We start from the raw sequence: 23,004 nt of genomic DNA on the forward strand, positions 1-23,004 counted from the left end.
CGGCCCTAGAACCATAGACCCCGACGGCGCGCGTGTCCTAGACACGAGCCTCATCGGAGCTTCGATCACCGTCAACTCGTCTGCGGCCCGTGATGAAACCGCCGGCCGGACCCGGTTTTGGCACCGGGTCCCGGGTCATACCGTGGGCAGCACCCCGTGGGGATACTCCGCCGAACGGCCTTGGAATGCCAGGACCGCCGGATTCAGGATCCGCCCATTCCGAATTTCAATCGCACGCCGCACGCTCGACTCCTCATCCCAGGCGTCAGGCCCGGACATTACCGTGCGGAGGAAAGGAAGCACTGCCTCGCTGATTTCCCACGTCGCCGAGTCCCACAGGTGGGACGGACTGTGATCTACGGCGTAGTACCGGACGGCATTGCCCACCTCGAAGACGGGATCGGCAAAGCTGGTGGGCTTGGCCCAGGAGAAGCCCATGCCTTCGTCGCAGGAAACATCAATGATCATGCTGCCCGGGGCAAAAGCAGCCAGGTCGTCTTCCTGCAGATAGGTCAGGGGGGCGTTGGGGTCCTGCAGGGTGCAGTTGACCACCAGATCGAACCCGGCGAGGTACGGCGCCAGCGGTTCGCGGCCGTCGTCGGTAATGACGTGGCTGAGGTGGGGCAGGTCGGCGTCGCGCTCAAAGCGTGAGATCCGCGCGGAGTGGATGGGCGAGCCGACGGCGGCGGTGTCCCGGTTCGTGAGCACCTGAACGTCGTGGATTCCCAATGCATTCAGGGCGGTGACGGCGCCGCGGGCAGTGGCGCCGAAACCGATGACCGCGGCGCTGAGCCGCCGGCCGTAGTCGCCCGTTGACCCGGCAAGCTCCAGCGCGTGCAGAACCGAGCTGTAACCGGCCAGCTCATTGTTCTTGTGGAATACGTGGAGTCCGAATCCGCCGTCCGAGTTCCAGTGATTCATGGCTTCAAAGGCAATGAGGGTCAGCGACTTGTCCACGGCCAGCTGGGTGATGACGCTGTCCTGGACACAGTGAGGCCAGCCCCACAGCACCTGACCGTCGGAAAGTTCGCGCAGGTCCTGCGCCTGCGGCTTGGGCAGCAGGACCACATCCGACGCGGCTATGACCTCACCGCGCGGAGCCATCCCGCCCACAAGGGGAGCCAGCTGATCATCACCGACGCCAAACCGCTCACCGTAGCCCTGTTCAAGGATGATCCGGGCCCGCAGATCGGCGTCGATCCGTTCCAGATGGCGCGGATGCAGCGGAAGGCGCCGTTCATCGGTCTTGCGTGAGGTCGCAATGACCCCCAGGGTCCTCAGCGAGCTGTCCGTGAATGTGCTGCTCATGCGTACTCCCAAGTTTCACCCGGCGAGGTGCCGGGGCTACTGAGACTACTCCCTGCACCGCAGTAGCCAGCGGTACACAGCTAGGCGGCGGCGAAGGCCAGTTCGCGCGAACGCACCGTAGCCGGCTGCACCGTGGCGGCGGCAACGCGCTGCAACCGGCGATGCACCAGAATCTCCTTCAGGCACAAAAGGGCCACCGCAGCTACGTTGAGGGCGGCTTTGGTGCCGGTTGACCAGTCGGTCGTGACGCACAGGATCCAAACACTCAGCAGGACGGGCACGTCCATGACGCGCAGGCCCTTCACCGGTCGGTCCTTCCACGCAGTTGCTGCAGTGAAGCCATGATAACTACTCCCCCAAAAAGACCGAGACTAAAAACCGAGACCACGCAATTAAGCCGCATCCAATGCAGCGCATTCAATGAAGGGCAGGCAAGAAACAAACTGTCGGTAATTATTACCACATTCCGGCAGTGCGCCGGAACTCAGGACATCCTCACTGAATAGTGACGGAACCTCCGCCCACATTCCAGCGGGCATCGAGCCGGACATTTTCCAGCATCCGCCGGTCATGGGACACCAGCAGCAGGGCTCCCTCGTAACTCTCCAAGGCCTCTTCCAGCTGCTCGATGGCCGGCAGATCCAAGTGGTTGGTCGGCTCGTCGAGCACCAGCAGGTTCACCCCGCGCGCCTGCAGCAGCGCCAGCGACGCCCGGGTCCGCTCACCCGGGGACAGGGAGTCCACCCGGCTGGTCACCTGATCGGCCTTGAGCCCAAACTTGGCCAGCAGGGTGCGGACCTCGGCGCTGTTCATTTCCGGAACGGCCGCCTCAAAAGCGTCTCCCAGCGCCATTGCATGGTCCAGCTGCCCCCGGGCCTGGTCAATCTCCCCCACGGCCACTGACGACCCCAGCGATGAACTGCCGTCGGTAGGTTCCAGGCGTCCCAGCAGCAGCGCCAGCAGGGTGGACTTTCCGGCGCCGTTGGGACCGGTGATGCCGATCCGCTCCCCGGCATTGATCTGGACCGAAACCGGTCCCAGCGTGAATGATCCGCGCTGCACCACCGCGTTGTTCAAGGTTGCGACGACGGAGCTGGACCTCGGAGCTGAACCGATGGTGAACTGCAGCTGCCATTCCTTCCGCGGTTCCTCCACCTCATCCAGTCGCGCAATCCGGGATTCCATCTGCCGCACTTTCTGTGCCTGCTTTTCGGAGGATTCCATCGACGCCCGGCGCCGGATCTTGTCATTGTCCGGAGATTTCTTCATGGCATTGCGGACACCCTGGGAACTCCATTCCCGGGTCGTGCGGGCACGCGATACCAAATCCGCTTTCTTGTCAGCGAATTCCTCATACGCCTCGCGGGCATGCCGGCGTGCAACGCTCCGCTCCTCCAAAAAGGCGTCGTACCCGCCGTCGTACACAGCCACCTTGTTCTGCGCCAGGTCGAGTTCCACCACCGTGGTCACGCAGCGTGCAAGGAATTCCCGGTCATGCGAGACGAGGACCACGCCCCCGCGCAAACCCTGAACAAACTCCTCCAGCCGTGCCAGCCCGGCCAGGTCCAGGTCATTGGTGGGCTCATCCAGCAGCACAATGTCGAACCTGCTCAGCAACAGGGCAGCGAGCGCCACCCGGGCCGCCTGACCGCCGGACAGCGATGTCATCAGCGCCTCTGCGCCCACGTCCAGTCCCAGCTCGGCCAGAACAGCGGGAATCCGGTCCTCGAGGTCCGCGGCACCGCTGGCCAGCCAATGGTCCAGCGCGACGGCGTAGGCGTCGTCGGCCCCTTTGGCTCCGGATCCGAGGCCCTCAGCCGTGGCTTCCATCGCTTCCGTGGCTGCCGCTGCACCGGTGCGGCGCGCAATGTAACCGGCCACGGTCTCACCTTCCACGCGCTCGTGCTCCTGGGGCAGCCAGCCGATAAAGGCGTCGGCGGGAGCAGTGGACACGCTGCCGGCCAGGGGTTCCGCTGCACCGGCAAGCAGGCGAAGGAGGGTGGATTTTCCGGCGCCGTTGGAACCCACCACGCCCACGACGTCGCCCGGCGCGACAGTCAGATTCAGATGCGAGAAAAGGGTGCGGTGTGCGTAGCCGCCGGACAGATCCCGGGCTACGAGTGTTGCAGTCATACCTCCATCCTATTTTGTTTGCGGCCGCCGGTTTTTCGGCGGTGAAATTTGCCGTGTTGCCTGCCCACCCGTCGCCGTACCCTTATCCGGGGCACCGGTCCGGCGTAAGTTTGGCCCATGAACTCGACCTCTCCCACCGGTCCCGGCGCATTGCGCCTGATCTTTCCGCAGTGGCAGGGCGCCTCCGGGCCCGCCACCCACCAGTTGCATCCGGGGGTGGACGCGCACGACACCCAGTTGTCCTTCAACCTTGGTCCGGCCCTCCTGGAGCTGATGGCTCCGGACCATGACGGGGCCACTGCATATGTGCCCGTCAGCACGGACACCACCGACGAGGCGCTGGCAACAGTCGACGGCATCTACGCGCGCGACGCAGTGGTCCGCCAGCTGATGGAGGCACTGAAGATTCTGCGCGACGCGGAACCGACGTCGGTGGTGACCTTCGGCGGCGAGTGTTCGGTCAGTGTGGCTCCCTTCAGCCACTTGGCCTCCGTTTACGGTGACAGCCTTGCGGTGCTGTGGATCGATGCCCATTCCGATACCGGAGTCCCGGGCGATTCCTACACCGGATTCCGTTCCATGGCGCTGGCGACCCTGGCGGGTGAGGGAGATGCCGGAATTATCGCTGAACTGCCGGCGCTGATACCGCCGGCAAACATTCTGCAGGTCGGCCTTCGGCACTGGGACAGCGAGGGCATTGCGGTTAAGGAACGCCTGGGCATCCAAACTGTTGGCATTACGAGCACTCCCCGCGACAACCGCCAGGTGCTCGAATGGATTGCCGGAACCGGCGCACAGCAGTTGGCCATCCACATTGACCTGGATGTCATTGACCGCCGTGACTTCACCGGTTCGGTGGGCCAGGACACTGACGGGATGCGGATGTCCGAGCTCGTGAGCCTGGTTTCCGACGCCGCCGCAGTGGCGGATATTGTCGGGCTCAGCCTGACCGAGCATATTCCGATGGAACTGGTGCGGCTCGGCGGCCTGCTGCGGGATCTTCCGGTCTGACGGGACATCAACTGCGGCCGGCGCTGCGCATCGCTACCGCGCCGTTTTATTCCCGCCTCACCGCTGTTCCCGGAAGGCTCCGCGCATAGCGGAACAACTATGCATGAGAACCATCAGCGTGCTTATGGTGGGCACCGACACTGATCCCCATGAAAGGACTCACCATGTCACGCATTGCCATCATCGGAGGCCACGGCAAGGTTGCCCTGCATCTCGCCAGGGACCTGAGCGCCAACGGCCACCAGGTCACCTCGCTGTTCCGAAATCCCGATCACACGGCCGACGTCGAAGCCACCGGAGCCACCGCCGTCGTCGCCGATGTCGAGAATCTCTCCACTGACGAAATTGCGCAGAAGCTCGCCGGCCAGGACGCCGTGGTGTGGTCTGCCGGCGCAGGCGGCGGAACGGCTGAACGCACCTATGCTGTGGACCGCGACGCCGCCATCCGCTCCATGGACGCAGCCAAGGCTGCCGGTGTTTCGCGCTACGTCATGGTGTCCTACTTCGGCGCCGGACCCGATCACGGTGTTCCCGAAGATGACGGGTTCTATGCCTATGCCGATGCCAAGGCTGCGGCCGATGAATACCTTCGCGGCAGCGGACTGGATTGGACCATTCTCGGACCGAGCGCCCTGACCCTGGATCCGGGCACGGGAAAGATCGAAACCGGTCCCGGCGTCGAGGGCACCCAGGTCTCCCGCGAGGATGTGGCGCTGGTCGCCGCTGCCGTGCTGGACCGTCCCGCCACCATCGGGCAGACTATCGAATTCAACAACGGTTCGGTTCCGGTCGACGCCGCCCTTGACGCTTTGAAGGAGCAAAACTCATGAGTCTTGTTGTAGTTGCCACGATGGTGCCGAAGCCTGAGTTTCGGGATGACGTGATTGCGACTTTGGAAGACGTGATCGCACGCGTCCACGCCGAGGATGCCGGCTGCGAGGTCTACAGCCTCAACGAGGGACCCGACCGCCTGGTCATGATCGAAAAGTGGGCCAGCCCCGAAGATCTGCAGGCCCACTCGACAAGCCCTGCCTTCCAGGCCCTGACCGCTGCCCTTGAGGGCAAGATGGCGCAGGACATGGATGTCCAGATCCTTCAGCCCCATCCGGCCGGCACTCCCGGCCAGGGCCAGGTTTAGGCTTACAGCCGAGTATTCAGAGGCCCCGAAAACCCCTGCTCTGGGGTATTTCGGGGCCTCTTTGGCATCCCTGTGTGATCAACACCTTCTTTCAGTCCGCGCCCGGCCCGGTAAAATTGGTAGAAGAAGCCCGGATTCGTATGAAAGTTAGGAGCCATTGGACCTCACCACCACACTGCGCCGCATTGACTACGGCGAGCCTTCGGAGCACGGCGCAACGACCTATCTCCTGCACACCGCCGCCGGAACGTTTCGCACCCAGCCGGACAACATCCGGCCCCGGTCCCTGGCCCTCGCAGTGCCTGTCAGCTCCGATCTTCCCGCCCGGCCCCGCCTCACGCTGGTGCTCGACGACGAACGGAGCGTCGTGGACTGGCGGCCTGCCATTGAGGAAGAGCAGCCGCCGGGCGAAGTGTCACTGCAGGAAGTTGAGTGGGACGGGCACTTCGGCTTGGCTGTGGACTACTACGACACTGCCGCAGCGGCCGCGGCCGCACCGGACACCCGCTGGGCAGTCGTCCGCAGCGGCCCCGACCGCAGCTTCGTGATCGGCCCCACCGCCGACTATGCCGCAGCTTTCCGAGTAGCCCTGGATCACAATCTCTCCGACGACTACCGCGCTGATACTTTCGACGACAGGTACATGGTGATACAAGCCTCCCTCGCCGAGTGGGCCTGCTACGCCGCCGAGGGCCCGCGCGCTGACAGCTGAGAACGCGCTGACATCTGAGATCCCGCCCGCTGTGCAGCCGCTCAGCGAATGCTCTCGTACGCCTCGAGTGCGTGCCGGCGGGACTCTTTAAGGTCCACGAGCGGCTCGGGATAGGCGGGTGTCAGTGCGTCAGGCACCCAGCGGGCGATGTAGGCGCCGTCAGGATCAAAGCGCTTCGCCTGCGTTTGCGGATTGAAGATCCGGAAGAACGGAGCTGCGTCCGCGCCGGAGCCTGCGACCCACTGCCAGTTGGCGGGATTGCTCGCCGGGTCTGCGTCCACCAGTGTCTCCCAGAACCATTCCTCGCCCACCCGCCAATGGATGCCCAGGTTCTTGATCAGGAAGCTGGCAGCCACCATGCGCACCCGGTTGTGCATCCAGCCCATGCTCCACAGCTGCCGCTGGCCGGCGTCGACCAGTGGAATCCCTGTTCTGCCGGCCTTCCACGCGTCAAGGGCATCGAGGGCATCCAATTCATCCGGCCGGGACTCCGACGGCGCCGGCACACCCTTCCCGCGCAGGATCGCCGGGGTCTGCGGTCCGGAGCCCTCCGGATGTTCCCAGGGAAACCCGTCGAAGGCGGGCCGCAGGTTTTTGGTGGCCAGATCCGGGTTGTGGAAGAGCTGGTGCCAGCAGAACTCGCGCCAGCCGATCTCGGTGCCGAACACATCGGGGCCGGGTCCGTTCCCGCGGACGCGCGACAGTTCGTGCCAGACCTGGAACGGACTCACATGCCCCCACCGCAGGTACGGGGAAAGCCTGCTGGTTCCGGGCTTCGCCGGGCGGTCGCGGCCGTCGTCGTATTCCTGCACCGGGCCGGCCAGGAAGTCGCTGAGGGCGGACAGGCCGGCTTCCTCACCGGGGGTCCAGGCTTCCGCCAGTCCTGTAGCCCAGTCCGGATGCAGCGGCAGCAGGTTCCAGTCCGCCAGGTTCTCGCCGGCAGGGATGCCGGCTGGCGGAGCAGCGGCTCTCTCCGGCGCCGAGAGGGGTGCCCGGAAATCCATTGCGGAGACGGTCCGCCAGAACGGGGTGAAGACCCGGTAGGGTCCGCCGCCGCCCGTCCGCACGGTCCAGGGTTCGTGCAGCAGCGACGCCTGGAAGCTCTCCGCCTGCACATCCGCACCGGCGGCCCGCTCCTTGACCGCGGTGTCCACCTCCCGCTCCGGCCCGCCGTAGCGCCGGTTCCAGAAGATCCGCTCCGCACCAGCCTCCTGTACGAACGCGGGAACAACTCTGCCCGCCGGGCCCCGCAGCAGCACCAGCGGAATGCCCAGGGCCTCAAGGTCTTCCCGCAGCGTCTTTAGTGCGTGGTGCAGCCACCACTTCGCGGCGGCACCCAGCGGACGGATGCCCGGTGACTCCTCATCCAGAACATAGAGGGCTGCCGCGCCGCCGCCATGGGCTGCGGCCAGCAGCGCCGGGTTGTCCGCTGTGCGCAGGTCGTCGCGGAGCCAGGCGATAGAGACCACGGGCAGGTCCTTTCGTTGGATAACACGACACTACCCGTGGCCCGGGCCGAATGGCCCCGGCCATTACGGAACTGCCGTTTGGCCCTCGCCTGCGGACTCATCGAAATCTCCTGCCTGGCGCCGGAACCGGGTCAGGATCTCCGTCAGTGCTGTCAGGTCCTCCTGGCCGAACCCCGGACGGGAAAACACCTCCTGGTTCAGCGCCGAAGCGGCCCTGGGCACAAGTTCCCTGCCGGTAGGAGTGATTTCCACCAGCACGGTCCGCCCGTCGGACGGATGCGGCCTCCGTGCAGCCAGCCCCGCCTGCTCCAAGCGGTCCACGGCATTGGTGACCGACGTCGGATGCACCTGCAGTCTTGCCCCTGCCTTCGCCATCGGCAGCGCTCCGGTGGCAGTGAAACTCAGGAGCGCCAGCAATTCGAAGCGGGAGAAGGACAGCCCAAAAGGCTTGAGGACACTTTCAACCCGGGTCAGCAGGATCTGGGAAGTGCGCATGACAGCAGTCACTGCCGCCATGCCGGTGGCGGCGTCACTCCACCCGTGTTCCTCCCAGTGTCGCCGGGCCTCGGCTATGGGGTCCTGGACCAGAGGTTTCGGTGTCACCCGCGCAGCTCCGGGAACTCGTCATCCCGGTACTCGATCCCGGTCCGCACGGTGCCGCCGTCGTTCTCCAGGGCGCGCAGCTGAACCCGTCGGATCTTTCCGGACATGGTTTTGGGCAGCTCATGGAATTCCAGCCGCCGGACCCGCAGGTACGGAGCCAAATGTTCGCGGGCATACCCAAGGATCGCCAAAGCTGTGTCCCGGTTCGGCTCCCATCCGTCGGCGAGCGCAACGTAAGCCTTCGGCACCGCCAGGCGCAGTTCGTCGGGGGCCGGAACGACGGCGGCCTCGGCCACCGCAGGATGCTCAATCAGGACGCTTTCGAGTTCAAACGGGCTGATCTTGTAATCGGAGGCTTTGAACACGTCGTCGGTACGCCCTACATAGGTGATGTAGCCCTCCGGGTTCCGGACCGCCATGTCTCCGGTATGGAAATAGCCGCCCTCCATGGCTGCTTGGGTGCGTTCAGGGTCGCCCCGGTAACCGGTCATGAGGTTCAACGGGGTACCGGCAAGGTCCAGGCAGATTTCACCCTCGTCTGCCGCCCGGCCCGTTGCGGGATCGATGAGGACCACCGGAACGCCGGGCAGCGGACGGCCCATGGAGCCCGGGTGCAGCTCGGCTCCCGGAGTGTTTCCCACCAGGGCGGTGGTTTCGGTTTGGCCGAACCCGTCCCGGATGGAAAGCCCCCAGGCCGACTGCACTTTGGAAATCACCTCCGGGTTCAGCGGCTCGCCGGCACCGATGAGTTCACGCAGGTGTTCCGGACGTTCCCCGAGGCTGGATTGAATCATCATCCGCCAAACCGTAGGCGGCGCACACAGGCTCGTCACTCCGGCCCGGTGCATCTGTTCCAGCAGCGCCGCCGGACGGAACCGTGCGTAGTTGTAGATGAAGATCGTGGCCTCGGCGTTCCACGGGGCAAAGAAACTGCTCCAGGCGTGCTTGGCCCAGCCCGGGGAGCTGATGTTCAGGTGCACGTCCCCCGGCTGCAATCCCAGAAAGTACATGGTGGACAGATGCCCCACCGGATAGGACACCTGGGTGTGCTCCACCAGCTTCGGCCGGCTGGTGGTGCCGGAGGTGAAGTAGAACAGCAGCGGATCCGCGGCATCGGTGACAGTTTCCAGCGGCACCGGCTCCGCAGCGTAGGCCTGCGCGTAGTCCAGCCATCCGCTGTGCAGCGGCGCGGCGTCCCCTCCGCCCACCAGGATTCTCTTGTAGGACCCGGGCACGTCGTCGAACTTCGCTGCATCGCCCGCATTCGCGATCACCCAGCGCGCTCCTCCGCGGCTGATCCGGTCCGCGAGGTCCGTGCTTCCGGCAGCGGAGGCCGTTGGCATGATGACGGCACCCAGCTTCATGGCCGCGAGCATGGTCTCCCACAGCTCCACCTGGTTGCCCAGCATCAGCATCACGGGGTCGCCCTGCTCGACACCCTGGGCCGAGAGCCAGGCGGCTACCTGGTCGGAGCGGCGAACCATGTCATCGAAGGTGTACTTCTGCTCCGATCCGTCCTCTTCCACAATCCACAGGGCACAGGCGGCGTTGCCGCGGGCCATGGCGTCGAACCAGTCCACAGCCCAGTTGAACGGCCCCTCCAGCCGCGGCCAGGAAAAGGATTCCACGGCCTTTTCATAGCTGCCGGACAAGGCCAGCAGCTCGTCGCGCGCGGTACGGAACGTAGTGGTGGCGCTGTTCTGGTTCATCGTGCTTCTTCCTCGTCTTTGGGGGTGCCGGCTGTGATAGTTGATGAGGCGTGGCCCGGACCGGTCCAGGTGAACACCGGCTCTTCCTTGGCCAGGAAGGCGCGGACACCAATGACCGGATCCGGTGCCGCCGCCATGTGCTCCTGCCAGCGGTTGCTGGCCTCCTCCAGCGCGTTCCGGCTGCCGGGGACCGCGATAATGTCCACCAGTTCCTTCATCGCCTGCAGGGAGAGCTGGGATCGGCCGGCCAGACGGTGCGCAAAGGAGGCGACGTCGGTCCAAAAATCGGCCTGCGGAATAACCCGCTCCACCAGGCCCAGCCGCAGCGCCTGTTCGGCCGGGACAAAGTCGCCGCTGAACAACAGGTATTTGGCGGCGCCGGGACCGGCCAGCCGGACCAGCCGCTGGATCCCGGAGAGCGGATAGACAATGCCGATCTTGGCCGGCGTGATGCCAAAAACGGCCCGGTCCGAGGCCAGCCGGAAATCGCACGCTCCGGCCACCTGCCAGGCTCCGCCCAGGCAATAGCCGTCCACGGCGGCAATGACCGGCTTGGGGAACGCGGCAATGGCCTCCTCCCCCGCCGTGACATCACCGCCGTCGTGCAGTCCATTGTCCGGATTGTGCAGGATGGCCTTCAGATCGGAAATATCCGCACCGGCAGAGAAATCTTCTCCGCCGCCGCGAATAATCACCGTCTTGACGGCGGGATCCTCCGCCAGCGGGGCGAGCAAGCCGGCGAACTGCCGCCACATGCGCGAGGTCAGGGCGTTGCGGCGGCCCGGATTGGACATGCTGACCGTGGCCACCGGACCGTCCATAGTGACCTGCAGGGTGCCTTTGCTCATGGAGTTCCCAGCCTGTTCCCCAACGCCTCAGCCGCGCAGCTTAACGTTGATCTGCTTGGTCTGGGTAAACCCTGCCAGCATGCCCTCCAGCGACACTTCGCGGCCGATGCCGCTTTGCTTGTAGCCGCCATAGGACTGACCCACCACCTGGCCGCCGCCCTGGTTGACCTGTACCCAGCCGGCGTCGACCCGGTGGGCGGTGTTCAGGGCATTGTCCAGGTTGTGCGACCAGACATAGGCAGCGAGCCCGTAGTGGGAATCATTCGCCATCCGGATCACGTCTTCCGTATCCCGCCACGGAATGGCGACCAGCACCGGTCCGAAAATCTCTTCCTGTGCGAGACGGAAATCGTTGCGCCCCCCGCCGAAGACGGTGGGCAGGTGGAAGTAGCCCTCCGTGAGCGGCCCCTCCGTGGGAACGTCGCCGCCCAGCAGGGTCTTCATGGAGCTGCGGCCGTCGTCGAGGTAGCCGCTGATGGAAGAGAACTGGCTGTTGTTGATGATGGCGCCCATGTCCGTGGCCTCATCCAGCGGGTTGCCCACCACCAGGGCGCCCAGCTTCACGGTGAGCCGTTCCAGGACCTCGTCGTAGATGTCCTCGTGGAGGAACAGCCGGGACCCGGCCGTGCAGCTTTGGCCCTGGCGGGTGAAGCGCGAGGCCAGGAGCAGTCCGTCAATGAGGTCCTCGTCCACGGCATCCGGAAAGACGATCGACGGGTTCTTTCCGCCCAGCTCCAGGGACACATGGGCCAGCCGTTCACCGGCGGTGCGGGCGACGCCGCGGCCCACCTCGGTGGAACCCGTGAAGGAGACCTTGTCCACGCCCGGATGCTCGGCCAGGGCCGCGCCAATGACGCTTCCGCGGCCGGTGATGGCGTTGACGGTTCCGGCCGGAAGGTGCCGGGAACAGATTTCGGCCAGCAGCAGGATGGTGAGCGGCGCGTCGTCGGCAGCTTTCAGGATGACCGTGTTTCCGGCCGCCAAGGCAGCGGGCAGCTTGAATCCGGCAATCATGAGCGGGGAGTTCCACGGCAGGATACAGGCCACGACGCCCAGCGGTTCCAGCCGCGTGTACTGCAGCTGACCGTCCCCGGCCGGCAGCGTCACGCCCTTAACCTCACCGGCGATGCCGGAAAAGTAGCGGAACAATGCCACCAGAGTGGTGACCTCCGGACGGGCCTGGGTGCGCAGGGCGTTGCCGGTGTCCAGGGCCGTGAGGCGGGCGAAGTCTTCCGCCCGCGCCTCGATGTCATCCGCGATCAGTGACAGCGCCCGCGCCCGGGCGGTGAAGTGGAGGTTGCGCCAGCCCGGAAATGCTTCCCGCGCGGCACTCACCGCACGGTCAACATCCTCGGGACCTGCGGCGGGAACCCGTGCAATCACGGTTTCCCGCTTGGCGGGGTTCATCACGTCGCGCCAGGAGCCGGAGACGGCTTCCACCGGTTCCCCGCCGATCCACATGGGCTGGTCGACGCCGGACAGAAACGAGCTGTAGTCCGAAGTCTCGTGAGCTTCGGCCGCCGAATCCGACGGAATGTTGAGCTGGGTCATGATGCCTCGTTCTCGAGTGGGATGGGCGGGGAAACTGGCAGTGCTTACTGGCGGTGCTTATTAGCGGTGCTTGAAGTCCGGCTTGCGCTTCTCAATGAACGCCGCCATGCCTTCTTTCTGGTCTTCCAGGGCAAAGACGGAATGGAACACCCGGCGCTCCAGACGGATGCCGGAGTCCAGGCTGGTTTCAAAGGCGGCATTCACCAGTTCCTTGCCGAGCATGGCCACGGGAGCGGACATGGAAGCGATCGTCTCGGCGGTGGAGCGGGCGTCGTCGAGCAGGTCAGCGGCCGGCACAACACGGGAGACCAGGCCTGCGCGTTCGGCCTCTTCGGCGCCGATGGTCCGACCCGTGAGGATCATTTCCATAGCCTTGGCCTTGCCCACCGCACGGGTCAACCGCTGCGATCCGCCGATGCCGGGGATAACGCCGAGCTTGATTTCGGGCTGGCCAAACTTGGCCGTATCCGCGGCAATGATGAAGTCGCACAGCAGCGCCAGTTCACAGCCGCCACCCAGCGCATGGCCGGCGACGGCGGCAATCACCGGGGTGCGTACGGCAGCCAGGGTGTCCCAGCCACGGAACCAGTTCCCCAGGTACATGTCCATATAGGTCTTCTCGGACATTTCCTTAATGTCGGCGCCGGCGGCAAAAGCCCGTTCGGATCCGGTGATGACAATGGCGCCGACGTCAGGATCATTGTCCAGCTCCGTCGCGGCCGACACCACGTCCTGCATCATCCCGAAGTTCAGGGCGTTCAGCGCCTTGGGCCGGTTCAGGGTAATGATGCCAACCCGTCCGCTGCGCTCCAGGAGGATGTTTTCGTACTCGCTCATACTGCTCCGCTCTGTTCTGCCGGCTGCTGGCCGGCGGTATTGCTGTTAATGTCACCGGTGCTGTTAATGTCACCGGTGCTGTTAATGTCACCGGTGCTGTTCGTGCCACTGGATCCTGCACGAATGGTTTTGATGACGGCGGAAAAGTCTTCTCCCCCGCTGCCGGATTCCGTAAGCTCCCGGAAAATCTCCCCGGCTCTCCGGCCCAGTTCGGCGCGGACACCGGTGGAGTCCAGCGCATCTGCGGCGAGACCCAGGTCCTTGGCCATCAGGGCCGCGGCGAAACCGGGCCGGTAATCCCGGTTGGCCGGGCTGGCCGGAACCGGACCGGGAACCGGGCAGTTGGTGGTCAGCGCCCAGCACTGGCCGGATGCCGCCGAGGCAACATCAAACAGTGCCTGATGCGTCAGGCCAAGCTCTTCGCCCAGGACAAACGCTTCGCTGACGGCAATCATGGACACGCCCAGGATCATGTTGTTGCAGATCTTGGCTGCCTGGCCGGCTCCCGGCCCGCCGCAGTGGACCACGCGCCCGCCCATCACGTCGAGCAGGGGCAGCGCGGCGGCAAAGTCCTCCTCCGCGCCGCCCACCATGAACGTCAGGGTTCCGGCCTCGGCACCTACCACTCCGCCGGACACCGGGGCGTCCAGTCCGCGGTGGCCGGTCTCCAGCATCAGGGCGTGGGCCGTGGTGGCGTCGTCCACCGAAATGGTCGAGCATTCCAGGAACAGGGCATCGGGAGCTGCTGCCGCGAGCAGACCCAGCATGTCGCCGTCTCCTGACAGGGCATTGAGCACATGCGTTCCCGTGGGCAGCATGGTGATGACGATGCCGGCGCCGGTCACCGCTTCGTCAGCGGAGGCAGCCATTCGAACCCCGGCTGCGGCGGCCTTCTGCGCTGCGGCCGGAACCGGGTCATATCCGGTGACGGAATAACCGGCGGCAACCAGATTGGCGGCCATGGGGCCACCCATGTTGCCCAGCCCGATAAAACCTATCTGCATTCCCTGCTCGTGCGTCTGCGTAGCCTGCTCGTCCGTCATCGCTGCTCCTGGCTGATCAATTCGTCGCTGCTGATCGCGTTGTCGTTGCGGATCGCTTTGTCGTTGCTGGTCACTGTGTCGTTGGTTCCATGGGCCTTCCGGTGCTCCCACAGGTCGGGACGGCCGTCGAGCGGAGCAAAATAGGAATCGACGTCCCCCTGCCTCACCTCCGCCAGTGTGGCCGGCATCCACTGCGGACTGCGGTCCTTATCGATGACCTGGGCCCGGACGCCCTCAGCGAAGTCCGGCGCGGTTAGGGCATGGAGTGAAACGCGGTATTCCTGTTCCAGCACGCTGCGCAGATCCGGAAGATCCCGCGCCCGGCGCAGTGACTGCAGCGTTACCTTGAGCGCCGACGGGGACTTTGTCAGCACGACGGCGGCCGCCGCGTTCGCGTCCCCGGACTCCGAGCGGAGCAGTGCATCAATGATGGTCTCCACATCGTCGTAGGCGAAACACTCGTCAATCCATTCCCGGGCTGCCGCCAGGGACGGCTCCGGTGCCTCCTGCGCAAAGTCCTGCAGGACTTCATCTGCCTGCCGGTGCTCCAGCTCAGCAGACAGTTCCCCAAGCCGGGAGCTGTCCACATAAACATCCGCCAGACCCAACAGCAGGGCGTCGGCTCCGGTCATGGTTCCGGCGGTGAGGGCTGCGTGAGTGCCCAGCTCGCCGGGTGCCCGGGACAGCAGGTAGGTGCCTCCGATGTCGGGAACAAAGCCGATTCCCGTTTCCGGCATACCCACTTTGGTGCGTTCAGTGACAACCCGGTGCCGCGCATGCGCGGAAACGCCGACGCCGCCGCCCAGCACAATGCCGTCCATCAGAGCGACATACGGCTTGGGGTAACTGCTGATCCGGGCGTTGAGTTCGTACTCCTCGGCCCAGAAGTCTGCTGACTCCCTGCCGCCGTTGCCGGCATCGCGGTACAGGGCCACAATGTCACCGCCGGCGCAGAGCCCGCGCTCTCCGGCACCGGACAGCAGGACGGTGGCCACGCCGTCGTCGTGCTCCCAGGCATCCAGGGCTTCCCCGATCAGGGACACCATATTGGCCGTGAGCGCATTGATTGCCTTGGGGCGGTTCAGGATGAGGTGTCCGAGATGCCCGCGGCGTTCGAGACGGATCTCAGGCTCGGACGTTTCAGGTGTATTGGGTGCTTCGGTCATTTCAGGCCTCCGCCAGTGTTCGCCCGACAATGAGCTGCATGATCTCGTTGGAACCTTCCAGTATTTGGTGGACCCGCAGGTCCCGGACAATTTTCTCCAAGCCGTACTCGGAGAGGTAGCCGTAACCGCCGTGCAGCTGCAGCGCTTCATTGGCGACTTTGAACGCATTGTCAGTGGCCACCCGTTTGGCAATGGCACAGAGTTTGACGACGTCGTCAGTACCCCGGTCCAGTGCATCGGCACCCCGCCACAGCATGGTGCGTGCTGTCTGCAGATCCATTTCCATATCCGCCAGACGGAACATGAGGGACGACTGTTCGATGAGTGGTTTGCCGAAAGCCGTGCGCTCCTTCAGATAAGCCACGGTTTTGTCCAGCGCGGCCTGCGCACCGCCCAGAGAGCACGCTCCCATGTTGAGGCGTCCGCCATTCAGACCTTTCATGGCAATGCCGAAACCGGAGCCCTCTTCACCGAGGCGGTTGGCTACCGGCACCCGCAGATCGGTGAAGATCACCTGTGCGGTGGGCTGCGCGTTCCAGCCCATCTTGCGTTCGGACGGCCCAAAGGAAAGCCCCGGCGTGTCAGCCGGCACTACGATGGCGCTGATGCCGCGCGGGCCTGCACCGCTGGTGCGGGCCATGACGATGTAATAGCTGGAGGACCCGGCCCCGGAAATGAACTGTTTGACGCCGTTGAGGACATACTCATCGCCGTCGCGTTCAGCCTTGGTGGCGAGCGCAGCCGCATCCGAACCCGCCCCGGGTTCCGTCAGGCAGTAGCTTCCCAGCGACTGCATGGACGCCAGCTCCGGAACCCACCGGGCACGCTGGTCCGCATTGCCGAAGGTGTCGATCATCCACACCACCATGTTGTGGATGGAAATATAGGCGGCAATGGAGGGATCCGCTTTGGAGAGTTCTTCGAAAATCAGCACGGCATCCGACCGGGAAAGACCGGAGCCGCCGTATTCCTCTGCAGCATAGATGGCACCCATGCCAAGTTCTCCGGCCTGGGCCAGCACGTCCACCGGGAAATGCTTTGTTTCATCCCATTTCGCCGCGTTTGGCGCGAGGGCGTCGGAAGCGAATTCCCGAACCATATCCCTAATGGCCTGCTGGTCCTGCGTCAGTTCGAACATGGTCCGCCCTTCATTGGTGCCGTGACGCCCAACATACTTGGACTCCCTAGTAATTACTAGGGGTTCCAAGGACTCTTTCTTCCGGGCACCTCTGCTGCGGCGGTTGTTAGCGGACTTTCCATTGCGGACAGCGTCATAGTTAGACCACCACGGGCAGTGTCTGCAAGAATTCCCGAACCGGCTGTTACTCCCAGAATCCCGCTGCGCCGCCGCCGTTGAGTGCGGCCCTCAAACGTCCGATATCAGCTCTTTATTCCCGCCCCGTCACGGGGCTTCATGCGCGTTCACCCGGCGCCATGATCCTTGGCATGCCCCTGCCGCGGGGCCTAGCGTTGCGAAGCTGCGGGCAGTTCTCCCGCACCCCCATGAACCCAGCTGGAATTCATCCCGCTGGATTCACCTCCCCCGCCAAAGGAGTACCCCCATGCTTATCTCCGGCCTTATTGTCGGCATGGCCCTGGGCTTTGTCATGCAGCGCGGGCGCTTTTGCGTCACCGGCGCCTTCCGCGACGTCTGGGTCACGCGCAACACGCGCTGGCTGACCGCCTTTCTTGTGGTGGTGGCGGTCCAGAGTGTAGGCGTTTTCGCCCTGGACGCCGCCGGCGTCATTACCCTCGCTTCCGGCCCATTCCCGTGGCTGGCCACCATTGTTGGCGGTTTCATTTTCGGATTCGCCATTATTCTTGCCGGCGGCTGTGCCACTGGAACGTATTACCGTGCCGGTGAAGGACTGGTGGGGAGCTGGCTCGCGCTCATCACGTACGCGCTCTTTGCCGCCGTCATGAAGACGGGACCGCTTTCCGGCTTCAATACCTCCATGCGCTCCGTGACCATTGAACAAAGCAACTTCTATTCGGTGCTCAACGTCTCACCATGGGTCTTTGTGGCCCTTCTGGTGGCCGGGGTAGCCCTGGCGGTGCGCCACCACCTGAACAAGCCGCGGTTCAAAATGGCCGCACCGCCGGCGTCAAAAACCGGACTGGCACATCTGTTGTTTGAAAAGCCCTGGAATGCCTTTGCCACCGCAGTGGTTATTGGCCTGATCGCCATTGCCGCGTGGCCGCTGAGCTGGGCCACCGGCCGGGAGGCCGGGCTGGGGATCACCACACCGTCCTCCAACGCGGTCAACTACCTGGTTACGGGAGATCCCGAACTGGTGGACTGGGGCGTACTCCTGGTTGCCGGCATTCTTCTCGGCTCCTACATCGCCGCCAAGGGCAGCGGAGAGTTCCGCATCCGGGTTCCCGACGCCGCAACAGTGGTGAAGAGCCTGAGCGGCGGTGCCCTTATGGGGATCGGAGCTGCACTGGCAGGCGGGTGCACCATCGGCAACGCCATGGTCGAGACCGCACAGTTCAGCTTCCAGGGCTGGACGGCACTGGTGTTCATGATTTTGGGCGCCGGGCTGGGGGCACGGCTCACCATTATGAACCGCCGCCCCTCCTCCGGATCCGGTCCGGCCAAGGTTCCCGCCCGCGCCGCAGCGCACAGCTAGTCAGGTAACTAACACCCCCGACAACAACCGTCCCGCCCATAAACCGGCGGCTCCCGAAAGGAAACATCCCCATGGCACAGGTAACCCTCGAAACCAACGGACAGGTCTGCCCCTTCCCCCTCGTCGAAGCCAAGGACGCCATGACCACCCTGGCAGCGGGTGACGAACTGGTGATCAACTTTGACTGCACCCAGGCCACCGACGCCATTCCGCGCTGGGCCGCTGAAAACAACTACCCGGTCACCGATTTCTCCAAGATCGGTCCGGCGGAATGGTCCATTACGGTCCAGAAGGCCTGAGCCTCCTGAACTCTGACTTGCGGCACCCCAGAAAACCCGGGGTGCCGCAGTCAGTTCTAGCCGCAGTCAGTTCTAGCTGGCAGTCAGTTCTGGCTGTTGGATCGTGCGGCAAAAGCAGCGAGCCGCTCCCGGGTGTCCGCTGAACCCGCCATCGACGCGATGGTTTCAGCTTCCTCCTGCAGGTGGGCCTCATAGGCTGCCAGGCTCCGCGCACGCAGCAGCCGCTTGGTGGGGCCGAGCACGGCAACGGCTCCCGCCGCCAGTTGCTGTCCCAGCTCCTGTGCCCTGCGGGCAAGGTCCTCCGCGGCCGCCACTTCGTTGATCAGACCCCACTCGAGGGCATCGGCGTGATTGGCCACCCTACCCGTGAGACACATTTCGGCTGCGCGTCGCGGGCCCGCCAGTTCGGGCAGCAAATAGGACACCCCGCAGTCAGGCGTCAGTCCCACCCCGGCATAGGCGCTCAGGAACCGGGCCCGCGGCGAGGCAAGAACGAAATCCGAGTTCAGCGCCAGGCCCAGACCCGCACCGGCTGCAGGTCCGTTCACCACCGCGATGCTGATCAGGCGGGAGTTGGCCAGCGCCAGGACTGCTTCATGCAGCTTGCCGGCCAGCTCCTTCAGGAAACCGCCCTGATCCGCGGCTGCAGCCATTGCTGCCACATCACCTCCGGCACAGAAAAACCGGCCGTTGCCCTGCAGCAGCAGGACATGGCAGTCCGTGCGGGTTTCCGCCTCGGCGAGCGCTGCGTAAAGTTCCTCAGCCAGGACCAGGCCAAGGGCATTCGCCTGGTCCGGGCGGTTCAGTGTCAGCCGCGCCAGCGCGCCGTCGTACTCGAGCGTGAGATGGCGGTAGGTCATGCGGCAGGTCTCCTCGTGCGTGGGCGGTCATCCGGCTGCGTGCCAGTCTAACCGGGCAGGTCAACATCTTCCCCTCCGCCGCCCGCTGGGACAGAATGTGGGCCAACAGGTCCGCTGATGCGCATTGGTGCTGACGCGGCAAGCAGTCGATTATGGGGGTACCGCGTGTCCGTCAGTCCGCTTCTTTCACTGTCCCGCAGCCAGACGCTGGGCGATCTTCCCCGACGAAGCGCTCAGCGCTTTCCCACCCGGACCGCCGTCGTTGACGGCACCACCCGTCTCACCTTCGCGGACTTCGAGCGGGCGGTAGCCGCGGCAGCTTCCGCCCTGCAGGCCCACGGAATCGCACCGGGCGACCGGCTGGCCCTGCTTTCCCGCAATACGTGGCAGTTTGCGGCGCTGGCCTTTGCCACCGCCCGCGCCGGTGTGGTCCTGGTGCCGATCAACTTCATGCTCGGACCCGACGAGGTGGCCTACGTGCTGGATCACAGCGGCGCCACCGCATTTGTGGTCCAGGACGCGCTGGTTCCGGTTGCCGAGGCCGCCATGAAAGCGGCGGAAACCGACGTCGTCGTTGTCCGTTCCAGCATCTGCAGCGGTCCGGTGCCGGCTGGCTGGGAGGATGTGCAGGATTGGTTCGCATTCGGCGGCGGGACAACGGAGCCTCCCCTGGTGGCGGATGATGATCCGGTGCGGCTGATGTACACCTCGGGCACGGAGTCACGGCCCAAGGGGGCTCTGATGTCCAGCCGGTCGCTGATGTGGGAGTACGTCTCCGCGGTGGTTGACGGCAACATGAGTTCCGATGACGTTGATCTGCACACGCTGCCGCTGTATCACTGCGCCCAGCTGGACTGTTTCCTGGGCCCGGACATCTATCTCGGTGCCACCAGCATCATCCTTCCGGCACCCGACCCGGCGGCCATCCTGGCAACCATTGAACAGGAAAAGGTCACTAAGTTCTTCGCTCCCCCGACGGTTTGGATTTCCCTGCTGCGCTCGCCGCGGTTCGACACAGCCGACCTGTCCTCGCTGCGCAAGGGCTACTACGGCGCATCCGCTATGCCCGTACAGGTGTTGAAGGAGCTGCAGGAGCGTCTGCCGGACGTGCGGTTCTGGAACTTCTACGGCCAGACGGAAATGGCGCCGGTGGCCACCATCCTCGGTCCGGAGGACCAGCTGGCCCATGCCGGGTCAGCGGGCCGGCCGTCGCTGAACGTGGAGACTGCCGTGGTGGATGATGAGGACCGGCCTGTGCCGGCCGGCACCGTCGGCGAGATCGTACACCGCAGCCCGCACGCCACCCTGGGCTATTACCGCGATCCTGAGCGGACCGCCGAGGCTTTCGCCAACGGCTGGTTCCATTCGGGTGATTTGGGGTATTTCGACGACGAAGGCTACCTGAGCGTGGTGGACCGCAAGAAGGACATGATCAAGTCCGGCGGAGAGAACGTGGCCAGCCGTGAGGTGGAGGAGGCCATCTATCTGCTCGACGGCGTTGCCGAAGCTGCAGTGTTTGGGGTCCCCCATCCGCACTGGGTGGAAGCCGTCGCCGCGGTGGTGGTTCCGCGGCCGGGCGTTGAGATGATGCCGGAAGAGGTCATGGCGCACACCCGCAGCCTGCTGGCCGGTTACAAAACACCCAAATACGTGGTTATCGCCGAGTCGCTGCCCAAAAACCCCAGCGGCAAAATCGTCAAGCGGCAGTTGCGCGATCAGCACACAGGACTGGGTACTGTGGTGGCGTGAGACGGATCACACTCGATAACCGGTAAAAGGAAGCGCACCTCCATGGAACACAGGTACCTCGGCAACAGCGGGCTCAAGATCTCCGAAATCATCTACGGAAACTGGCTGACCCACGGCTCCCAGGTGGAGAACGACATCGCCACCGAGTGTGTCCGTGCCGCACTGGAAGCCGGGATCAGCACCTTCGACACCGCTGATACCTATGCCAACACAGCCGCGGAGACGGTCCTGGGTGCCGCCCTGAAGAATGAGCGCCGGGAATCGCTGGAGATCCTGACGAAGGTGTACTGGCCCACTGGTCCTGCCGGACACAACGATTCCGGCCTGTCCCGCAAACACATCATGGAATCCATCAATGGTTCCCTGCGGCGGCTGCAGACGGACTATGTCGACCTGTACCAGGCGCACCGCTATGACTCGGAGACGCCCCTGGAGGAAACCATGCAGGCCTTCGCCGACGTCGTACGGCAGGGCAAAGCCCTGTACATCGGTGTCAGCGAGTGGAACGCCGAGCAGCTCCGTGCCGGACAGGCACTCGCCAGGGACCTGGGATTCTCCCTGATCTCGAATCAGCCGCAGTACAACATGCTGTGGCGGGTCATCGAGGCAGAGGTGGTTCCGGCGTCGGAAGAGCTGGGTATTTCACAGATTGTCTTCTCCCCCATGGCCCAGGGTGTCCTCAGCGGCAAGTACAAGCCGGGAGCGGACCTGCCCGAAGGCAGCCGTGCCACGGACTCCAAGGGCGGCGCGAAGATGATTAGCAGGTGGATGAACGACGACGTGCTGGCCGGTGTGCAGAAACTGCAGCCGATTGCCGATGAAGCCGGCCTGACGATGGGCCAGCTGGCTGTCGCCTGGGTGCTGCAGAATCCGAACGTGGCGGCCGCTATCATCGGCGCCTCCCGGCCGGAGCAGGTCACCTCGAATGTCCAGGCGGCGGGAGTGGAACTTAAACCCGATGTCCTGGCCCGCATAGACGACGCCGTGGGCTCACTTGCCGAGCGTGATCCCGCAAAGACCCATACCCCGGAGAGCCGTCCCTCCTAGATGCCTGATGAACACTTGAAGACACCGCCTCCGCTGGCTGGCCGCACGGCAGTCATCACCGGAGTCAGCCGGCGACGAGGGATCGGCTTTGCCGTAGCGACCCGACTGGCACGGATGGGCGCGAGCCTTTATCTGGCGCACTATTCCCCGCACGATGCGGACCAGCCATGGGGCGCAGACTCGATTGACGACGTCGTCGGCGCACTGCAGGGCTTCCTCACCGACGGGGCGCAACTGGAGCACGCCAGCATCGACTTGGCGGATGCCGGCGGTGCGGAACAGCTCATTCGAAACGCTGCCGCTGCCCTGGGACATCTGGACATACTGATCTGCAACCATGCGCGCAGCGGCGGTGACGGAGCGCTGGCGGAGATGACAGCCGAGAAGCTCGATGCCCACTGGCAGGTCAATACCCGCTCAACCCTCCTGGCCACCCGCGGGTTTGCCCGGCAGCACGACGGGCGCCCCGGAGGGCGGGTTATCTGGATGACGTCGGGGCAGATCAACGGCGGGATCATGGAGGACGAGATTGCCTACGCAACGTCCAAAGCCGCTCTGGCGGGGATCACCCCATCGGTGGCAGCGGACCTGATCCGCCGGGGAATTGTCCTTAACACCGTGAACCCCGGCCCGGTGAACACAGGCTATCTGGACCTTGAGACCGCCGACCGTTCCCCGGAAGTCGTTGCCGGGGTCCTTTCGCGGTTTCCCGGCGGCCGCTTCGGTGAACCGGATGACCCCGCCCGCCTCATCGCTTGGCTGGTCAGCGACGAGGGACGGTGGATGGTGGGACAGGTGCTCACCAGTGACGGCGGGTTCCGCTAAACAGTCCCCCGGGAATTACCGGGGTTTAGCCGGAAGCTAACCAGGTCTGGAAGGGTGTAACCA

Annotated in this window: 22 protein-coding genes; 9 read left to right on the forward strand and 13 right to left on the reverse strand. The window is 64.7% G+C overall.

Annotation, left to right across the window (positions count from 1 at the left end; genetic code table 11):
* Positions 1-135 precede the first annotated feature (135 nt).
* The 3 genes from KG104_RS10085 to KG104_RS10095 all read right to left on the reverse strand — a co-directional run bounded on the left by KG104_RS10085 (position 136) and on the right by KG104_RS10095 (position 3,441).
* The gene (locus KG104_RS10085) at positions 136-1,308 is read right to left on the reverse strand and encodes a N(5)-(carboxyethyl)ornithine synthase (protein ID WP_207346935.1); all 1,173 of its coding nucleotides are present in this window, start codon (positions 1,306-1,308) and stop codon (positions 136-138) included.
* Positions 1,309-1,388: 80 nt separating this feature from the next.
* Positions 1,389-1,613 carry a hypothetical protein gene (locus KG104_RS10090; protein ID WP_207346936.1) on the reverse strand — a complete coding sequence of 75 codons (225 nt, stop codon included), beginning with the start codon at positions 1,611-1,613 and terminating at the stop codon, positions 1,389-1,391.
* A 190-nt stretch (positions 1,614-1,803) separates the two neighbouring features.
* Positions 1,804-3,441 carry an ABC-F family ATP-binding cassette domain-containing protein gene (locus KG104_RS10095; RefSeq protein WP_207346937.1) on the reverse strand — a complete coding sequence of 546 codons (1,638 nt, stop codon included), beginning with the start codon at positions 3,439-3,441 and terminating at the stop codon, positions 1,804-1,806.
* 117 nt (positions 3,442-3,558) lie between these two features.
* Here KG104_RS10095 and KG104_RS10100 point away from each other — a divergent pair, with 117 nt between their 5' ends.
* From KG104_RS10100 to KG104_RS10115, 4 genes are all read left to right on the forward strand, one after another.
* The gene (locus tag KG104_RS10100; protein ID WP_207346938.1) at positions 3,559-4,452 is read left to right on the forward strand and encodes an arginase family protein; all 894 of its coding nucleotides are present in this window, start codon (positions 3,559-3,561) and stop codon (positions 4,450-4,452) included.
* A gap of 164 nt (positions 4,453-4,616) precedes the next feature.
* A complete protein-coding gene (locus KG104_RS10105) occupies positions 4,617-5,282 on the forward strand; it encodes an SDR family oxidoreductase (protein ID WP_207346939.1) in 666 nt (221 codons plus the stop codon).
* Positions 5,279-5,590 (forward strand): putative quinol monooxygenase, encoded by a 312-nt coding sequence (locus KG104_RS10110; RefSeq protein ID WP_104054137.1) that lies wholly within the window; start codon positions 5,279-5,281, stop codon positions 5,588-5,590. The genes KG104_RS10105 and KG104_RS10110 overlap by 4 nt, the downstream gene beginning before the upstream one ends.
* Before the next feature lie 157 nt (positions 5,591-5,747).
* Positions 5,748-6,302 (forward strand): hypothetical protein, encoded by a 555-nt coding sequence (locus KG104_RS10115; RefSeq protein WP_104054136.1) that lies wholly within the window; start codon positions 5,748-5,750, stop codon positions 6,300-6,302.
* 41 nt (positions 6,303-6,343) lie between these two features.
* Here KG104_RS10115 and KG104_RS10120 read toward each other — a convergent pair whose 3' ends face one another.
* The 9 genes from KG104_RS10120 to KG104_RS10160 all read right to left on the reverse strand — a co-directional run bounded on the left by KG104_RS10120 (position 6,344) and on the right by KG104_RS10160 (position 16,666).
* The gene (locus KG104_RS10120; protein ID WP_372434116.1) at positions 6,344-7,771 is read right to left on the reverse strand and encodes a cryptochrome/photolyase family protein; all 1,428 of its coding nucleotides are present in this window, start codon (positions 7,769-7,771) and stop codon (positions 6,344-6,346) included.
* Between the two features lie 63 nt (positions 7,772-7,834).
* Complete coding sequence (locus KG104_RS10125; RefSeq protein ID WP_237688577.1) at positions 7,835-8,374, reverse strand: MarR family winged helix-turn-helix transcriptional regulator; 540 nt, start codon at positions 8,372-8,374, stop codon at positions 7,835-7,837.
* Positions 8,371-10,083, reverse strand: coding sequence for an AMP-binding protein (locus KG104_RS10130; protein WP_207346940.1), 1,713 nt, complete (start codon positions 10,081-10,083; stop codon positions 8,371-8,373). The genes KG104_RS10125 and KG104_RS10130 overlap by 4 nt, the downstream gene beginning before the upstream one ends.
* Complete coding sequence (locus tag KG104_RS10135; protein WP_207346941.1) at positions 10,080-10,931, reverse strand: enoyl-CoA hydratase/isomerase family protein; 852 nt, start codon at positions 10,929-10,931, stop codon at positions 10,080-10,082. The genes KG104_RS10130 and KG104_RS10135 overlap by 4 nt, the downstream gene beginning before the upstream one ends.
* Positions 10,932-10,958: 27 nt before the next feature.
* On the reverse strand, positions 10,959-12,482 hold the full coding sequence (locus KG104_RS10140) for an aldehyde dehydrogenase family protein (protein WP_207346942.1): 1,524 nt from the start codon (positions 12,480-12,482) through the stop codon (positions 10,959-10,961).
* Positions 12,483-12,542: 60 nt separating this feature from the next.
* Positions 12,543-13,319, reverse strand: coding sequence for an enoyl-CoA hydratase (locus KG104_RS10145; RefSeq protein WP_104054130.1), 777 nt, complete (start codon positions 13,317-13,319; stop codon positions 12,543-12,545).
* Positions 13,316-14,362, reverse strand: coding sequence for a 3-hydroxyisobutyrate dehydrogenase (mmsB, locus tag KG104_RS10150; protein WP_207346943.1), 1,047 nt, complete (start codon positions 14,360-14,362; stop codon positions 13,316-13,318). The genes KG104_RS10145 and mmsB overlap by 4 nt, the downstream gene beginning before the upstream one ends.
* Positions 14,359-15,528, reverse strand: coding sequence for an enoyl-CoA hydratase/isomerase family protein (locus KG104_RS10155; RefSeq protein ID WP_207346944.1), 1,170 nt, complete (start codon positions 15,526-15,528; stop codon positions 14,359-14,361). The genes mmsB and KG104_RS10155 overlap by 4 nt, the downstream gene beginning before the upstream one ends.
* A 1-nt stretch (position 15,529) precedes the next feature.
* On the reverse strand, positions 15,530-16,666 hold the full coding sequence (locus KG104_RS10160; RefSeq protein WP_104161170.1) for an acyl-CoA dehydrogenase family protein: 1,137 nt from the start codon (positions 16,664-16,666) through the stop codon (positions 15,530-15,532).
* Positions 16,667-17,090: 424 nt separating this feature from the next.
* On the opposite strand from KG104_RS10160, the gene KG104_RS10165 reads away from it, so the two are divergent.
* The gene (locus tag KG104_RS10165) at positions 17,091-18,161 is read left to right on the forward strand and encodes a YeeE/YedE family protein (protein WP_207346945.1); all 1,071 of its coding nucleotides are present in this window, start codon (positions 17,091-17,093) and stop codon (positions 18,159-18,161) included.
* A gap of 71 nt (positions 18,162-18,232) precedes the next feature.
* Positions 18,233-18,460: a sulfurtransferase TusA family protein gene (locus KG104_RS10170; RefSeq protein WP_104054125.1), complete on the forward strand. Its 228-nt coding sequence runs from the start codon at positions 18,233-18,235 to the stop codon at positions 18,458-18,460.
* Positions 18,461-18,543: 83 nt separating this feature from the next.
* Here the strand turns inward: KG104_RS10170 and KG104_RS10175 are convergent, their stop codons facing one another.
* Complete coding sequence (locus KG104_RS10175; protein ID WP_207346946.1) at positions 18,544-19,320, reverse strand: enoyl-CoA hydratase/isomerase family protein; 777 nt, start codon at positions 19,318-19,320, stop codon at positions 18,544-18,546.
* Between the two features lie 117 nt (positions 19,321-19,437).
* Between KG104_RS10175 and KG104_RS10180 the strand changes: the two genes are divergently transcribed.
* The 3 genes from KG104_RS10180 to KG104_RS10190 are packed head-to-tail and all read left to right on the forward strand — an operon-like array spanning position 19,438 to position 22,941.
* Entirely contained in the window at positions 19,438-21,069 is a 1,632-nt protein-coding gene (locus tag KG104_RS10180) for a fatty acyl-CoA synthetase (protein WP_207346947.1), read from the forward strand.
* A gap of 42 nt (positions 21,070-21,111) precedes the next feature.
* Positions 21,112-22,116 (forward strand): aldo/keto reductase family protein, encoded by a 1,005-nt coding sequence (locus tag KG104_RS10185; protein WP_104054122.1) that lies wholly within the window; start codon positions 21,112-21,114, stop codon positions 22,114-22,116.
* A gap of 15 nt (positions 22,117-22,131) precedes the next feature.
* Positions 22,132-22,941: an SDR family oxidoreductase gene (locus tag KG104_RS10190; RefSeq protein ID WP_307858977.1), complete on the forward strand. Its 810-nt coding sequence runs from the start codon at positions 22,132-22,134 to the stop codon at positions 22,939-22,941.
* The last annotated feature ends 63 nt before the right edge of the window (positions 22,942-23,004 follow it).

Source organism: Arthrobacter sunyaminii (assembly GCF_018866305.1).
GTDB classification, from domain to species: domain Bacteria; phylum Actinomycetota; class Actinomycetes; order Actinomycetales; family Micrococcaceae; genus Arthrobacter_B; species Arthrobacter_B sunyaminii.

Bases quoted from the DNA above. Each gene is read 5' to 3' on its own strand.
- KG104_RS10180 (WP_207346947.1), top strand. From the start codon at position 19,438: ATGCGCATTGGTGCTGACGCGGCAAGCAGTCGATTATGGGGGTACCGC.
- KG104_RS10085 (WP_207346935.1), bottom strand. From the start codon at position 1,308: ATGAGCAGCACATTCACGGACAGCTCGCTGAGGACCCTGGGGGTCATT.
- KG104_RS10100 (WP_207346938.1), top strand. From the start codon at position 3,559: ATGAACTCGACCTCTCCCACCGGTCCCGGCGCATTGCGCCTGATCTTT.
- KG104_RS10155 (WP_207346944.1), bottom strand. From the start codon at position 15,528: ATGACCGAAGCACCCAATACACCTGAAACGTCCGAGCCTGAGATCCGT.
- KG104_RS10175 (WP_207346946.1), bottom strand. From the start codon at position 19,320: ATGACCTACCGCCATCTCACGCTCGAGTACGACGGCGCGCTGGCGCGG.
- KG104_RS10185 (WP_104054122.1), top strand. From the start codon at position 21,112: ATGGAACACAGGTACCTCGGCAACAGCGGGCTCAAGATCTCCGAAATC.
- KG104_RS10170 (WP_104054125.1), top strand. From the start codon at position 18,233: ATGGCACAGGTAACCCTCGAAACCAACGGACAGGTCTGCCCCTTCCCC.
- KG104_RS10130 (WP_207346940.1), bottom strand. From the start codon at position 10,083: ATGAACCAGAACAGCGCCACCACTACGTTCCGTACCGCGCGCGACGAG.
- KG104_RS10140 (WP_207346942.1), bottom strand. From the start codon at position 12,482: ATGACCCAGCTCAACATTCCGTCGGATTCGGCGGCCGAAGCTCACGAG.
- mmsB (WP_207346943.1), bottom strand. From the start codon at position 14,362: ATGACGGACGAGCAGGCTACGCAGACGCACGAGCAGGGAATGCAGATA.
- KG104_RS10145 (WP_104054130.1), bottom strand. From the start codon at position 13,319: ATGAGCGAGTACGAAAACATCCTCCTGGAGCGCAGCGGACGGGTTGGC.
- KG104_RS10105 (WP_207346939.1), top strand. From the start codon at position 4,617: ATGTCACGCATTGCCATCATCGGAGGCCACGGCAAGGTTGCCCTGCAT.
- KG104_RS10135 (WP_207346941.1), bottom strand. From the start codon at position 10,931: ATGAGCAAAGGCACCCTGCAGGTCACTATGGACGGTCCGGTGGCCACG.
- KG104_RS10095 (WP_207346937.1), bottom strand. From the start codon at position 3,441: ATGACTGCAACACTCGTAGCCCGGGATCTGTCCGGCGGCTACGCACAC.
- KG104_RS10110 (WP_104054137.1), top strand. From the start codon at position 5,279: ATGAGTCTTGTTGTAGTTGCCACGATGGTGCCGAAGCCTGAGTTTCGG.
- KG104_RS10165 (WP_207346945.1), top strand. From the start codon at position 17,091: ATGCTTATCTCCGGCCTTATTGTCGGCATGGCCCTGGGCTTTGTCATG.
- KG104_RS10160 (WP_104161170.1), bottom strand. From the start codon at position 16,666: ATGTTCGAACTGACGCAGGACCAGCAGGCCATTAGGGATATGGTTCGG.